This window comes from Pantoea sp. GD03673 (genome assembly GCF_029844725.1).
Classification (GTDB): Bacteria; Pseudomonadota; Gammaproteobacteria; order Enterobacterales; family Enterobacteriaceae; genus Pantoea.
Genome location: NZ_JAOCKJ010000003.1, coordinates 441,152 through 455,161, shown reverse-complemented (window position 1 = coordinate 455,161; position 14,010 = coordinate 441,152). Strand labels below are relative to the sequence as shown.

Below are 14,010 nucleotides of genomic sequence, written 5' to 3'. Positions count from 1 at the left end.
TTGTCGGGAATTGTAAACACGCATATTAACGAGGTGGATGAAATGAGCGAAAATAATAACCTGATGCAGCAGCGCAAAGCACAGGCTCTCCCTAAAGGCATCGGTACGCTGTGCGACTGGTACGTTGCCCGGGCAGAAAACGCCACCTTATGGGATCAGGCCGGTAACAGCTGGATTGACTTCGCTGGCGGCATCGCGGTGCTGAACACGGGTCACCGCCATCCACGTATTGAAAAGGCGATTGCCGATCAGTTAACAAAGTTTACCCATACTGCCTTCCAGATCACCCCTTACGAGAGCTACATCGCCCTGGCCGAGCGTATCAATGACCGGGTGCCAATCGCGGGTGCGGCTATAACGGCCTTTTTCACGACCGGCGCGGAAGCGGTGGAAAATGCGGTCAAAGTGGCGCGGGCCTATACCCGCCGTCACGGCATCATCACCTTTGGTAACGCATTCCACGGCCGCACCTTTATGACGATGGCGATGACAGGCAAAGTGGCACCGTACAAACGGGATTTCGGCCCGATGCCGCCGTCGGTATTCCACGCACGCTATCCCAGCGCGGTTCAGGGCATCAGCATTGAGGCGGCACTCACCAGCCTGGACGAGATTTTCACCCAGGACATTGCCCCGCAGGATGTCGCCGCCATCGTACTGGAGCCGGTGCAGGGCGAAGGCGGATTCCACGCTGCACCTGAAGAGTTTATGGTACAGCTCAGGGAGCTGGCTGACCGTCACGGCATTCTGCTGATTGCGGATGAAGTCCAGAGCGGATTTGCCCGTACCGGCAAGCTGTTCGCGATGGAACACTACCCGGTGAAGGCCGACATTATTACTATGGCAAAAAGCCTGGCGGGCGGTATGCCGCTCTCGGCCATCGCCGGTCGTGCAGAGGTGATGGATGCGCCTTCGCCGGGTGGCCTGGGCGGAACCTATGCCGGTAATCCGCTGGCTATCGCCTCGGCACATGCGGTGCTGGATGTCATTGAAGAGGAGCAACTCTGCCAGCGTGCCGTTGAACTCGGTGCCCGGCTTGAGGCTGAACTGCAGGAGCATCAGCGTAAACATCCGGACATTGCCGACGTGCGTGCGCTGGGTTCAATGGTGGCGATGGAGTTCTATCAGGCCAGCACCGCGCAGGCGGTTCAGAAGAGGGCAATGGAACAGGGCCTGCTGCTGCTGACCTGTGGAGCTAAAGGCAACGTCATTCGCTTCCTCTATCCGCTCACCATCCCTGATGACCAGTTCAGCCAGGCGCTGACCATTCTCTCCACAGTGATCAATCACTGTGTTGCCTCTGCCGGACATCCCGTCGTCCTGGCCTGATTTCGCTGGCGCGTTAACGCCAGCCTGTTCCCCTTTCGTCCGACCATTCAGGCCGGGCGTCGCCTGGAGACGTTTACATGACGATGACTCAGAGTGCGAATAATGAAGATTCGCTGGCTCAAAACCTGAAACCGCGCCACGTGCGTATGCTCTCAATTGCGGGCGTGATTGGCGCAGGGCTGTTTGTCGGCTCCGGCCACGCTATTTCTGAAGCCGGTCCCGCCGTGCTGATCTCTTATGCGGCTGCCGGTGCGCTGGTGGTTCTGATTATGCGGATGCTGGCCGAGATGGCCGTCGCCTCACCCGATTCAGGCTCATTTTCAACCTACGCGGACAAAGCGCTGGGCCGCTGGGCAGGATTTACCATCGGCTGGCTCTACTGGTGGTTCTGGGTGCTGGTGATCCCACTGGAAGCCAATGCAGCAGGGACGATTCTGCACGCCTGGTTCCCTGATGTCGCCATCTGGCAATATACCTTTGCCATCACGTTACTGCTGACGATTACTAATCTGCTCAGCGTCAAAAATTATGGTGAGTTTGAGTTCTGGTTTGCCCTCATCAAGGTCGTTGCCATCATCCTCTTCCTGGGCGTGGCGGGTGCGGCGGTACTGGGTCTGCTGCCTGACAGCAAGACCAGCGGCCTGTCGCATCTTTATGACACGCACGGGTTCATGCCGAATGGTATGGGTGCGGTCGTGGCGGCCATCCTGACCACCATGTTCTCTTTTATGGGTACAGAAATCGTCACGATTGCCGCCGCCGAATCGAAGAATCCCGGCAAGCAGATCACCCAGGCCACGAACTCAGTGATCTGGCGTATTGCGCTGTTCTATCTGCTGTCGATCTTCTTTGTGGTCGCGCTGGTGCCGTGGAACACGCCAGGCCTGGTTGAACAGGGTTCGTGGCAGACCGTATTAACCGCGATGAACATTCCCCATGCCCGGCTGATTGTCGACCTGGTGGTACTGATGGCGGTGTGCAGCTGTCTTAACTCTGCGCTCTATACCTCATCGCGTATGCTCTACTCCCTCTCCCGCCGCAAAGATGCGCCTGCTGCCGCTTCACGCACCAATCGCAGCGGCACGCCGTGGGTTGCGGTGCTGCTCTCAACCGCAGCGGCGTTTCTGGCAGTGATTGCCAATTACCTTGCGCCCAGTGTCGTGTTTGAATTTTTACTGGCGACGTCGGGCGCGATTGCACTGCTGGTCTATCTGGTCATTGCCGTCTCGCATCTTGTGCTGCGTAAAAAGCGTGAAAAAGCGGGCGAAGTCCTGAGTTACCGGATGTGGTTATTCCCTGGTCTGACGTGGCTGACAATCCTGTTTATCTCGACGGTGCTGGTCATTATGTTGTTTGACGTGAAGCATCAGGCAGAATTGCTGGCAACCGGCGGACTAACGCTGCTGATTATCACCACCAGCCTTGTTCTGCGTCGTAAAAAGGAGAATCGGCAAAGCACTAAGTACTTTACCCAGCGGTCATCTGATCCTTATTAAGCAGCAGATGCGGCGCAGATAAATAATGCCCGGCTTTAATGTTAAAGCCGGGCATTTTTCATTTATGTTCTGAACAGATGCAACACCTGTTGTTCTCAGCGGTAAATTGAACGTTCGCGCGTTATCTGCTTATTTCCGTCTCACAAGCCCAATCAGGCAGAAAGCGGAGGCCTGTGCACAATAAAGTGCCTTACAGCAGGTAAGATGCCAGCCACACCTTTCAGCGTCGGGCTTAGTGAGCATGAATAAACAGGAAAGAAAATTAAAAATAGCTGACGTACATGACCCCGGTGGTTTTCTGGGGATTATTCCAGCGCATTTTCACTTCAGCAGGTAAAACCCTCAGCGATTCCGGCTTCGTCAGATCAACGGAAGTGATAATAGCCTTGCCACTGACAGGGTCGTGACATGCGATAACAACCGGCGTGGTAACCGTATTGATGTTGCACAAATCATGGGTAATGGTGCCCCTGAAACTGACACTCCCTGAATTCAGGTCTGCGCTCACATGCCCCGCCAGGCTAAACAGCAGCGTGGAAAAGCAGATCGATACAAAGGATTTCATTGTGTTTCCTCCAGGGGATTTACCCTTCATTATCGGCTCGGAGACCCGGAAATTCAGTGCTGAGTGCATGATAAAATCTCACCCTTAGCGCAGTGAAATCAGCTGTAAAACTGATATTAAGAATTATCCCAATCCAGAGAAGTCATGTGAGTGTAGTCCATCAGTGAAGAAGACCGCAGGCGTAAATATTTTTTATTCTTACATGACAGGCGCTACTTAAATCACCCGTCCTCTCATGCGGACTGGTAAGATTTACCGCCTGCGCCTCGCGCTGCCAGGGATGGTAAAGAGAAGGATAAACATGAAACTTACTGAGGAACGCGTTTATCTTTCGCGTTAAATAAAGGCAATCGCATTAAATAAAAACAACCGCTTTGATTTATTTAACTGAACGCTCAGACAACAACAGATTCAGCAAAAATCCGCTCACCCCCTGGCGCGCTTTGGTCAGTAATCATGCGAATGCCTTTTCGTTTATTCCAGATACTGACTGAATCGCAGCAGATAACCGTCCGGGTCCTGCACCAGAAACTCCCGCTGACAGGCGGTTGTCCCGCCAGTGTCATAGTGATTGTCCCGTAATGCCCGATAGAGCGGAACGGCATGCTGCGCTAAGCTCGCCAGCACAGGCCCGATGTCATCCACTTCGATCTGGAAATTAATGCCCCGCCCCAGTGGCCAGTGCAGGTCAGCCGTGTTCCATCCCCCGGAATGGCACTGCTCAATCATCAATTGAGCCTCACCATAACAGAGGTAAGCAAAATCGGGTTGCTGTCGCTGAATTCGCACCTCAAAACCCAGCACTGCGGTGTAAAAATGCAGCGACGCGGCAAAGTCAGTCACGGTCAGTTCCGGCACCATCCGGTTCCAGTACAGGTGGTTTTCGTCATTCACAGAAGACTCCATTGTTATCAGTTCGCTCCCCTCTCATCACCGGCTCTGAAGGCTGGTTTGCAGTTCATCCAGCATCATACGCAGGGCGGCAGACTGGTGTTCCCGCGACAGGTAAAGCCCCCAGATGCCAATCCGCTGTGGTTCATACTCGGTAAGGAGTGTCACCAGCTTCCCTGTTTTCAGCGCCTGGCGTGCCTCCAGTTCAGGCACCATCGCTATCCCGCAATCTGCTATCGCCGCCTCACACAGCAGTGACGAGATGCCAGCACTGAAATTCCCCTTTACGGCGACAGCGATTTTCTCACCGCCATTCGCTGTGAAATGCCAGCTCTGCCCGGCAAAACGGCTGTAATAGAGGCAGTTATGCTGCGTCAGATCGTCAGGTGTTTGCGGAATACCCCGCTTCTGCAGATAGCCGGGTGAGGCACAGAGGACGGAGTGACATTCACCGAGACGGCGAGCGATTGCCCCTGGCTCTGGTGCATCGGTGATACGGATAGCCAGGTCGATGCGCTCACTAATCAGACTCACCGGCTGATTGTTAATGTCCAGCTCGATGCGCAGGGCCGGATAACGGGCCAGAAAATCGGGGATCACCGGGCCAACGAGATGAAGTGCGGTGAAGTGGGCGCAGGCAATTCGCAGCGTTCCGGCCGGAACGCCCTGCGTGGTCTCCTGCTGGATCGCCTCTGAAAGCAGCGCCAGCTGGCGGGTCTTTTGCAGAATCGCCTCACCGGCTGGGGTCAGAGTCAGGCGGCGCGAAGAGCGATGCAGCAGACGGGTTCCCGCCCACTTTTCCATCTCTTCAAGATAACGGCTGACCATCGGACGGGAGATCCCAAGCGAACGTGAGGCGGCACTCAGGCTGCCCAGCTCGCATATCCGGTTAAACACGGCGGCTGCCGTTACTCTGTCCATCCCGCCCACCTGTTCGGATTATGAAACTCAGCATCTCTGATTGTGGGAATTCTAACAGATAATCAGATGCGTAAAATAGCACGCCTACCCTGAACATCGCCCACTGTCCCTGCCTGAGGCGGGCTTTTATCTCTGAGGATTTTCAATGAAAACTGTGCTGTTACCTGTGATGCTCGTTCTGGCTTCGGCCTCTGCCAGCGCGGCCACTCTGCAACTGGAAACCTATAATCCGCAGGAGAAAGGGATATTTGCCGTCTCCTCAACACTCGTCTCTGGGCCAACTGAAGCGATTCTTTTTGATGCCCAGTTCAGCACCCAGGATGGTGAAAAACTGGTGGAGATGATTAAAAAGAGCGGTAAAAAGCTGAAGGAGATTGTGATTACCTCAGGCGATCCCGACTTCTACTTTGGTCTGGAGCCCATTGTTAAAGCCTGGCCGGACGTGAAGGTCGTTGCTGCACCTGCGGTGGTGAAGCATATCCAGCAGACGCATGACGCCAAACTGAAATACTGGGGCCCTCAGATGAAACAGGGCGCGCCGGATAAGGTTTTTGTGCCAGCAGTCACGCATCAGACTCGCTTTAGCGTCGACGGCGAGGTGCTGGAACTGCGTCATCCTGATCAATACGCCGCCTACATCTGGATCCCCTCTCTCAGTGCTGTCCTGGGCGGTACGGCCCTCTCCTCTGGCATTCATGTCTGGACGGCTGACACGCAGACCGCTAAGAGCCGCGCTGAGTGGCGTCATATTCTGAGTGAGATGCAGACGCTCAACGCGAAGCAGGTTATTCCGGGTCATTATCTGGGTGCGCGTCCGGCCGGTTCGCAGGCCGTGGATTTCACCCTGAAATATCTGAAGAGTTTTGAAGCGGCGCTGTCAGAACACAAAACCTCAGCGGAGGTGATTGCCGCCATGAATACGGCCTGGCCGACACTGGCTGAGCCAGCGTCACTGGAACTCAGCGCGAAAGTGAACACCGGCGAGATGAAGTGGTAAACCTGCAGAGGGGCCAGCGAACGGCATAGTCTGCCGCTTCCCGGCGACGAATCTGCACGGACGCCGGTAACGGACCGTCAGGAAGACCGGGCGCTATCTTTTGGCCAGATAGCGCCTGTCGTCACGCGCCTGTAAACGTGCTTCTGCCGGTGTGGGAAAGATGTAGTCAAACAGGTCGCGGTAAAAACTCAGGTGCTTCAGCAATCCTTCCTGGATGGATTTACTGATGTCTTTGATCAGAAATTCCCGGGTGGTATTGAAGTTAGTCATGCTGAAAAAGGTTTTATCATAGACATTGACCACCCCTTCCCATTTCATCACCTGCTCTTCCGCAGACGCGCCTGCCGAGGCGATAAACATGCCTTTATGGGATTTCACACCCTGTTTACTGACATAGGTGGTTAACGCGTCATAGCCGCGCTTGTTGCGCCAGCGGCAGAATTCATACGGCACATCATAATGGGGCAATACAAAGTCCGGGCTGCGGGAATGTTCATCGCCGATCAATCCATCCAGCGTGACCGTGAAATGAAGAAAGTCCTGGAGGAAGTCGAACTGCCGGGTTTTGGTCAGCGTGACATTAATGGTGTAGTGGCCCGCCTGCACATACCAGTAATTGGTAAAGCCGGTGACCAGAATACAAAACGCCTGCCAGTCACTGAGCCTTCTGTCGCCCGCCAGTCCCCTGAAACGGCTGATCATCATCCGTGATTTGGGATGCTGATACGCTTTCAGCAGCGGATCGTTCATACTTTTCAGTAGCATCAGGCACACTCCTTGATAGATTGCGCTTATCCTGCCACGCCCTTATCAGGGTGAAAAGTGTCGTTGTTCTGAATGTGAGCACATTAAAATCTGGCGGGAGGCATGAATCGCACGATCTGATTTGGCGAATGAGGAACAACGTTAACCTGCCGGACATCACAGGCCGACAGGGTTTTCACGGTAATCGTGCGACGGATGAAATAGTGTGTTTGATATCAAAAAAAGAGGGTGTTTTGAAACATGTAGTGGCTGCCGGTGATAAACGTCCGCTCTGAGCGAGGAGCGGACATAGGACTTTCCGAACTTACAAGGTAATCTAATTTGTAGGGTTATCACGTGATAAATGGACAGAATTGGCAGATTTTAAAGGCGTTAGACATCAAGGAATGATTTCCATGTCCCGCAGGACATACCGCGCTTTGAGCCGGTTTTGAAATTCAGTTTTACTCTCGTCCTTCTGTAAGTTCTTCCGCTTCCAAGCAAAATTGAGGCTTTAATTTATCTTGATAAACACCGCCAATTAGTTTGAATATGGTGCAATTTCTCAACACAGGGTTTACCCAGATGGCTATGTCACCTCCTCCTATTTTTGAAGGCGACGACTATTACAGCGTCTCTGAAGAATTTTTTAGCAAATTACCAGCTGATCTAAGATCGCCTTTTGAACAAATAATGAAGAAAGGGGCGGAGATTATTAGCAGTTGCGATAAAGAGATTGAAAGTCTGATTAGACTTATAAAGGTAATACCTACTACAACAAGCCTTAGTTACATTTATCATCGGCTTCGTACGACCAAGTTTGAAATCACTACTGAGTCGATGCTGGAACAGGAGATGTTAACAACCGCTTTTGTGGTCAGCTATGCACGCTTGTTCGCCAAAAGCAATGGCACTTACGTTCTCCAACGGAATGATCTCCCTGTCCACCTACGGGCTGTTCATGATGATCTGTATAAAATTCGTAACGAACGTTATGCCCATAACGGAGGCCATAAATCGATTGACAGTTTAGTAGGGTTTGCGTTCAGCGGCACACAATTTTATGTGAAGGCACAAATGAGTTTAGGGCTTCATATAGGTGGAAGAAATGAGTGGGAAGACCTAATAAAATTCATCGACTCTTCAATTCACGAACGGCTTTATAAGATACTTGCGCGTTTGAAGGAGCAAACGGGCTATGAATGGATATTTCCAGACGGCCCGACACCAAGTTGGGTGGGCGATTACGGCGATTGAATAAGTCGTGCGAATTGATCTGCATCATTGACCTTCAAAGCCCTCAGTCAATAGGCACGCTTTTAAACCTCTTTTACGGAACACCGAAACCGGGCCATTAGCCCGGGCTAGAGCGGCAGAGCTAAATTTTTCTCTTCAATTTAGTTCAGGTAGGATCAATAACGGCAAGTTAGGTCCATTCCTGAAAACCAGCTGTAATGAGATCTTCTTTTAATTCTTTAAGGCATGATTGTGGTACAGCCAGAACAAGTTCTTTGCCCGAGTTATTGCGACATACCCGATACGACCTTCTTCATCACCTGTACCTGAAAGCAGTGCTTTGATATTGGATTTCTTAGCCACATACATAACCGCACCGATAGACTCCCCTTTAACCTGATGAACCGTCTCGACTCTTAGCCCGTGTCCTTGAGCCGAAACTGTACTGGTCAGTGTCTGATCTGGCAATAATTTCTTAGTAAGTTTAGTTCCTACTTTGCCAGCAACTTTATATCCGCAGTGCTTTTCAATCTCTGCGAGAAGCATTTTAACATTCGTTAATAGCTTGGAGTGCCAGTCAGTCTTAGCCACAAGCGCAGACGAAGGGAGTCCCAAATCAGCGTTGCGACTGAAACACCATAGTAATCGCTTTATTCCCTTCATCTCAGCATAATGTGATACCCCCTGAAGTCTAGAACTGAGGCTATGGGGAATATCCTCCAATAAGCTGAGAATAGCCCGGGAGACCAAATTAAAGCATCCATGGTAGTCACTATGCTGATCCCTTAACAATGATGCTTCTGCTAACAGCTTGACCATACCTTGTCCTGGAGGGACAGTCCTACCCGCAATTACTGCGGCTCTGTCTGCTCCCCGACATAGGAGCACAGCATCCTGATGTTGCATGCCTAACTCATCAATATGGGCCTTGAATGCATCAATTAATTTGGGAAGTTCCAAATCCTTGTATCCAATGAAATAAGCTCCACCTTGCTCTCCCTGGCGGTATGGTTCGTCTTGGCGGCCACTAAGAATGTTGGCGATATTTATGATTGGAAGCAGGGAACGATAATTGCGAGTAAGCTTGTAGCCGGTCACCTCTGCACGATCCTCATAGCTATTCAGGAACTCACCGTCAGCACCAGCGAAGCCATAAATCCCCTGATTAACATCCCCGATAAGCGTAACTTGAACCCCTGCAGTAATGAGTTGCTTTAAAATTTCCTTATGCAGTGTTCCCAAATCCTGAGACTCATCGACAAGTATTTGCGGGTAGCGGGTTGCCAGCGCCCTCAATACAGCAGGTTGAGAATCTAGGGTCCTATATACCCAGTATCGACCAATATCATGAGTGTAAGCCCCTAAACGTCCAAGATCATGAACAATCCTTAAAACCTTAGCTTTATCAATTATTTCGATGGCATTTCTTGTATCGGAATAAAAGACAAAGTCCCCATTTAATATGCTTATTTTTATGTCTTTTAATGGCATAGGGGGGTGACCTTCACGCCAATATTTAAACCTAGCAAGAAAAGGTTCAGAACCTGACACCAAGTATGCAGCCTTAGGTGCGGCCATAGTCCTGTAAGCATGGGGACGTAAAACATGTTTGGTAAAAAACCCGTCAAGTGTATCTACTTCCACCCTTCGACGACTAGCATCGTCTGGTAGGCCAGCAGCGATTTCCGCATATCCTGCATTGAAGGTATTGACAGCAACATTGGAGAAAGATAACAGCACAACGCGGCCGCGACTGTTTTGCATTTTCTGCCGAATGGCGATCAGGCGCCGAATGGCTGTAGCTGTCTTCCCGCTTCCTGCGCAAGCAGTGACAGCAATTGGCCCTAAAGGTGCTTCTATGATATCTATCTGTTCCTTTGATAGTTTCAAAGCTTGACCACTCCCTGACATACATGCTGAATAGCTTTTGTGAGGTACTCAGGGACTTCAAAATCACCTTCTTTCAAAATCTGTTCTGCTAATGCCTGGGCGAATCGACCTTTCTGAATATTGCCGTTGCCATTTCGCTCAAACATTCCGCAGAACAACGCTTTGGTTTTTGCGGTATTGTCTGGCTGTGCATCAACTATATTACGCAGAGCTATAGAGATTTTTGGATGCGGGTCGGCTAATGCAGTAAGCATTGGGTCGCGGTTCGCCTCAATGAGTGCCAGATCATATTCAAGGGTCTTCAATCCATGAAAAACTTTTACGAAATTATCCTCCAGACTCTTCATCTTGATGGTGTTTGCCGATAACCGCACCTGATCTCCCAACGCTGGGTAAACCTCTTTCCTTTTAACTTTTTTCTTTTTCTCAGCATTGCCAGCAGGCTCTTCATCATCAAGAGTATCTGTTTCTTCTTGGTAGGCAGCCTCAGAAAGTAAGTCATCAATTTCCTTTTCAGCCTGTTCACCCTCTGCAACGGCTTCAACTTCTTCTTCTTCAAATGGATCTGCATCGGTTACTACAGCGACGGGGATTCGCAGCCCCCGCTCTCCAAAAAGCGGGAGGAAGGAGTCAAAATTAAGTCCCTCAACGCTAATGAGACTGACCCCATATCCCTTGAGATCAAAGTTTATCTTCTTAGCAAGCGCGTCAATCAACATGAGTTCTGCTGCGCCCTCAACAAAAATCACCCGGCGTGCAAAAAATAGTTCAGCCCTTGTTACGTCCAGATACCGCTCTAACTTTTCACGTTTTCCTTTTTCAAATTTGATATCACGTGGAAAGAAGGTCTCAACGCCAGCTTCGTTTTCGATCAAGCATACAAGAGAGTCCAGCTTTGAATTACTGGCAAAGTTTGGGGAATGGCTGGTGACAAATAGTTGTACAGGCTTTTCGCCTTCACTCGTTGGAATTCCTGCAAGGTATTGCAGCAATACGCGCTGCAATTGGGGATGCAAATGCGCTTCAGGTTCCTCAATAATCAAACTCCTGAAAGCAGAATCAGTATTTTTAGCCAATTCACTAAGTACTACCGCCATGAAGATCAGATTATTGAAGCCCAATCCATTCTTATCAATTTCCATGGCTTCAGCTGTCAGGGTCAGTCGGGAAGAGAGGCGCTGAAAATCAGTCACGCTGAGCCCAACGGCAAGCTCCTGCGCTAGCTGAGCACCCATCATGGTATCATGTCTGGTTGATATCGCTTTATGGGTACTCTGAAGGGATTTGTCTTGTTTAAGTGTTTCGTCAAGTTGCTTTAAAGCTGTATTTATTGTGTCACGACCTGCATCATCGGTGAGCAAATGAAGTAATCGAGCCAGCTGGCTATTACGGTTAGGTCGAAGGCCCTGCGCGGCATCGCGGAGAGGCTGGAGATAGACCCCCCGAAGATTCTCCATCATATCTGAGGTAAGCGAAACTTCTGGGTGATCACCGCACCAACGCCGGACTTTGAATCGTCCCGTCTTATCCATATCGGTATACTGGACATGGATATGCGCCTCCATGGTCTTGTCCCCATTTGGCTTGAGGGCAGTAATAAAGTCCGCTTCATCTTCAAGGCTAAGATCACGGAAGACAAAATGGAAACTTATATCACCAGTTGGATCACCCTCATGCGGACGGTGTCTATCAGAACCATCGAGGCGAGGATAATTCTCATCATGACCTGCAAGAAGCGTTCGGAGTGCATCGATTGCTGCACTTTTCCCTACGTTGTTTGGGCCTACCAGAACATTTAAACCGGGTTGAAATTTCAGCGTGGCTTCGCGCAGTTTGCGAAAATTCTCTATAGTGAGCTCTGCAAGATACATAAAGATCCCTGTCCTATGTTGCTATGCTGAATAAATTACGCGAAGCGTGAAATTATTCCAGCTTGAATAAGCACGTATCCATTGACCTGCGTCCAATTTTTTGACATGAAATTTCTATCGAAACTTCCGCTTCTGGCACAAAGCGGACCATTAATTTATTCAGATTGAGTAGTGATGTGCATAGCCTGCTTCACCCAGAACCTTAAATTATTTGCTCAGCGGTATACCCAATCTTTTTGGCCTCTGAACATCTGACTCGTCCTGGCATAACGTGTCAACGCCATTCAGGACGAATCACGCTCTCTGCATCAGGCTGATTTTAGCGCCCTTTCTTCTTGCGTCCAGGCTGGACAAAGCGCTTACGCGAAGCACCAGTGGCATCGGCTTTTTCAGCCGGTTTCGCACCACTCCTTTGCGGCTTCTTAGCTGCCGTCGTTTTGGCCGGGGCTTTGGCTTTCTTTGCAGGTTTATCCTCTGAAGAGGAGTTCTCCAGCAATTTAAACAGCTCAATCAGTTCATCATCAGTGAGGTCGCGCCATTCCCCGAGCGGCAATCCCTTGAGATTAACGTTCATGATGCGCGTACGCTCAAGCTTCGTCACTTCAAAGCCGAAGTGTTTACACATGCGGCGGATCTGACGGTTCAGCCCCTGAACCAGCGTAATGCGGAAGACAAACGGTGCTTCCTTTTTCACTTTGCACTTTTTGGTCACCGTGCCCAGCATCGGCACGCCTGCGCTCATCCCGGCAATGAATTCGTCGGTGATCGGCTTGTCGACCGTCACGATATACTCTTTTTCGTGGTTATTACCGGCACGCAGGATCTTATTGACCAGGTCGCCGTGGTTGGTCAGGAAAATCAGTCCCTGAGAATCTTTGTCGAGTCGGCCAATCGGGAAGACGCGCTTGCTGTGGTTGACGAAGTCACTAATGTTATCGCGCTCGCCCTCTTCCATAGTGGTGATAATGCCCACCGGCTTATTCAGAGCAATCAGCACCAGATCGTCTTCATCGCGTGGTTCGATAAGCTGACCATTCACCTTCACCACATCGCCTGCAAATACCTGCGCGCCCACAGTGGCGCGTTTGCCGTTAATAAAAACGTTGCCCTGCTCGATGTAACGATCGGCGTCACGACGGGAGCAGATACCGCTCTCGCTGATGTATTTATTGAGACGAGTTGATGAGCCAGTCAGCATGATTCCTCCAAAAAACGCGGACTATACCTTACCGGCGGGGGCTTGCGAAGTCTTTGCGCGGGAAACTTTTGCCCGGCTTCGCCAGCCTCACGACCGCAGGCAGTCACAGGTCAATCGCCATCTCAAAACAGCGTAAAGCGCTGCCCGCCAGCTTTGACGGATAGAGACTTTCACCCCGCGACTGGAAGCCATGCTGTTCGTAGAAGCTGACGGCATTTGGCGTCGATGCGAGCGTCAACTGGCGGTAGCCACGCTGCCGCGCTTCTGACTTGATGGTGTCGATAATCAGTCCTGCCATTCCCTGTCCGGTGAAGTCGGGCAGCGTAAAAATAGCTTCAACACTGGCGGCGGCAAGATCCAGCGCCCCCGTCGCCACCGGTGCGCCATCCGGGCTATCAATGACGAAAAAGGGATTTGCGCGGATCATCGCGGGAAAACTGGCGGGCATCTGGTCCGGCGTCCAGGCCGCGAGCACATCGGATGGGTAAATTCGCTGACAACCGAAGCGAAGAGCCTGATTTCGGATGCTCCATAGTCTGTGCGCCTCTTCAGGTGATGCCTGTCTGACAATCATGATTTCCTCCGGCTGCTGGCGTGTCGCGCTTCGCTACGTTACCACAGCACATGCCGGTTAACTGCCATTCTGGACCGGTTATTGCGAATATCATGACGGGATGCGTCCACCGATCCAGGTGGCTTCCTTGCAGTGCTGCTGCATTGGCAACCCGGCTGCCTTAACCGTGTCGCATTTGCAACACGCTAACCTCAACCGAATCTGAATACTGCTTTAAAAACAGCAAATTACTTTATGGCACGGTTACTGCTTAGCTTTTCTTTATATCTGAAAGTTTGGAAAAAATTCTTGCCCCACT

At 51.0% G+C, this 14,010-nt stretch carries 12 protein-coding genes; 4 read left to right on the top strand and 8 right to left on the bottom strand.

What is annotated here, in order from left to right:
* Positions 1 to 42 precede the first annotated feature (42 nt).
* Both gabT and gabP read left to right on the top strand, forming a co-directional pair.
* Entirely contained in the window at positions 43 to 1,329 is a 1,287-nt protein-coding gene (gene gabT / locus N5J69_RS08020; protein ID WP_279769381.1) for a 4-aminobutyrate--2-oxoglutarate transaminase, read from the top strand.
* Positions 1,330 to 1,412: 83 nt separating this feature from the next.
* Positions 1,413 to 2,825: a GABA permease gene (gene gabP, locus N5J69_RS08015; protein ID WP_279769445.1), complete on the top strand. Its 1,413-nt coding sequence runs from the start codon at positions 1,413 to 1,415 to the stop codon at positions 2,823 to 2,825.
* 262 nt (positions 2,826 to 3,087) lie between these two features.
* Here gabP and N5J69_RS08010 read toward each other — a convergent pair whose 3' ends face one another.
* From N5J69_RS08010 to N5J69_RS08000, 3 genes are all read right to left on the bottom strand, one after another.
* The gene (locus tag N5J69_RS08010; RefSeq protein ID WP_279769380.1) at positions 3,088 to 3,459 is read right to left on the bottom strand and encodes a type 1 fimbrial protein; all 372 of its coding nucleotides are present in this window, start codon (positions 3,457 to 3,459) and stop codon (positions 3,088 to 3,090) included.
* Positions 3,460 to 3,864: 405 nt separating this feature from the next.
* A complete protein-coding gene (locus N5J69_RS08005) occupies positions 3,865 to 4,284 on the bottom strand; it encodes a VOC family protein (RefSeq protein ID WP_279769378.1) in 420 nt (139 codons plus the stop codon).
* A gap of 36 nt (positions 4,285 to 4,320) precedes the next feature.
* A complete protein-coding gene (locus N5J69_RS08000) occupies positions 4,321 to 5,202 on the bottom strand; it encodes a LysR family transcriptional regulator (RefSeq protein WP_279769377.1) in 882 nt (293 codons plus the stop codon).
* Between the two features lie 145 nt (positions 5,203 to 5,347).
* On the opposite strand from N5J69_RS08000, the gene N5J69_RS07995 reads away from it, so the two are divergent.
* Entirely contained in the window at positions 5,348 to 6,199 is an 852-nt protein-coding gene (locus tag N5J69_RS07995) for a Vmh family MBL fold metallo-hydrolase (RefSeq protein WP_279769375.1), read from the top strand.
* 93 nt (positions 6,200 to 6,292) lie between these two features.
* On the opposite strand, the gene N5J69_RS07990 is transcribed toward N5J69_RS07995, so the two are convergent.
* Positions 6,293 to 6,964, bottom strand: a complete 672-nt coding sequence (locus tag N5J69_RS07990) for a hypothetical protein (protein ID WP_279769374.1) — start codon at positions 6,962 to 6,964, stop codon at positions 6,293 to 6,295.
* 564 nt (positions 6,965 to 7,528) lie between these two features.
* Between N5J69_RS07990 and N5J69_RS07985 the strand changes: the two genes are divergently transcribed.
* Positions 7,529 to 8,200: a hypothetical protein gene (locus N5J69_RS07985; RefSeq protein WP_279769373.1), complete on the top strand. Its 672-nt coding sequence runs from the start codon at positions 7,529 to 7,531 to the stop codon at positions 8,198 to 8,200.
* Positions 8,201 to 8,410: 210 nt separating this feature from the next.
* Here the strand turns inward: N5J69_RS07985 and N5J69_RS07980 are convergent, their stop codons facing one another.
* The 4 genes from N5J69_RS07980 to N5J69_RS07965 all read right to left on the bottom strand — a co-directional run bounded on the left by N5J69_RS07980 (position 8,411) and on the right by N5J69_RS07965 (position 13,712).
* On the bottom strand, positions 8,411 to 10,069 hold the full coding sequence (locus N5J69_RS07980; RefSeq protein WP_279769371.1) for an ATP-dependent helicase: 1,659 nt from the start codon (positions 10,067 to 10,069) through the stop codon (positions 8,411 to 8,413).
* The gene (locus tag N5J69_RS07975) at positions 10,066 to 11,940 is read right to left on the bottom strand and encodes an AAA family ATPase (protein ID WP_279769369.1); all 1,875 of its coding nucleotides are present in this window, start codon (positions 11,938 to 11,940) and stop codon (positions 10,066 to 10,068) included. Before N5J69_RS07975 ends, N5J69_RS07980 begins: the two co-directional genes overlap by 4 nt.
* A 319-nt stretch (positions 11,941 to 12,259) precedes the next feature.
* The gene (rluF, locus tag N5J69_RS07970) at positions 12,260 to 13,138 is read right to left on the bottom strand and encodes a 23S rRNA pseudouridine(2604) synthase RluF (RefSeq protein ID WP_279769367.1); all 879 of its coding nucleotides are present in this window, start codon (positions 13,136 to 13,138) and stop codon (positions 12,260 to 12,262) included.
* 103 nt (positions 13,139 to 13,241) lie between these two features.
* A complete protein-coding gene (locus N5J69_RS07965; RefSeq protein ID WP_279769365.1) occupies positions 13,242 to 13,712 on the bottom strand; it encodes a GNAT family N-acetyltransferase in 471 nt (156 codons plus the stop codon).
* Between the last annotated feature and the right edge of the window lie 298 nt (positions 13,713 to 14,010).

What these genes read in the sequence shown, in the direction of transcription:
- N5J69_RS08010 (WP_279769380.1), bottom strand. Translation starts at nt 3,459, where the DNA reads ATGCACTCAGCACTGAATTTCCGGGTCTCCGAGCCGATAATGAAGGGT.
- gabP (WP_279769445.1), top strand. Translation starts at nt 1,413, where the DNA reads ATGACTCAGAGTGCGAATAATGAAGATTCGCTGGCTCAAAACCTGAAA.
- N5J69_RS07985 (WP_279769373.1), top strand. Translation starts at nt 7,529, where the DNA reads ATGGCTATGTCACCTCCTCCTATTTTTGAAGGCGACGACTATTACAGC.
- N5J69_RS07990 (WP_279769374.1), bottom strand. Translation starts at nt 6,964, where the DNA reads ATGCTACTGAAAAGTATGAACGATCCGCTGCTGAAAGCGTATCAGCAT.
- N5J69_RS07995 (WP_279769375.1), top strand. Translation starts at nt 5,348, where the DNA reads ATGAAAACTGTGCTGTTACCTGTGATGCTCGTTCTGGCTTCGGCCTCT.
- gabT (WP_279769381.1), top strand. Translation starts at nt 43, where the DNA reads ATGAGCGAAAATAATAACCTGATGCAGCAGCGCAAAGCACAGGCTCTC.
- rluF (WP_279769367.1), bottom strand. Translation starts at nt 13,138, where the DNA reads ATGCTGACTGGCTCATCAACTCGTCTCAATAAATACATCAGCGAGAGC.
- N5J69_RS07975 (WP_279769369.1), bottom strand. Translation starts at nt 11,940, where the DNA reads ATGTATCTTGCAGAGCTCACTATAGAGAATTTTCGCAAACTGCGCGAA.
- N5J69_RS07965 (WP_279769365.1), bottom strand. Translation starts at nt 13,712, where the DNA reads ATGATTGTCAGACAGGCATCACCTGAAGAGGCGCACAGACTATGGAGC.
- N5J69_RS08000 (WP_279769377.1), bottom strand. Translation starts at nt 5,202, where the DNA reads ATGGACAGAGTAACGGCAGCCGCCGTGTTTAACCGGATATGCGAGCTG.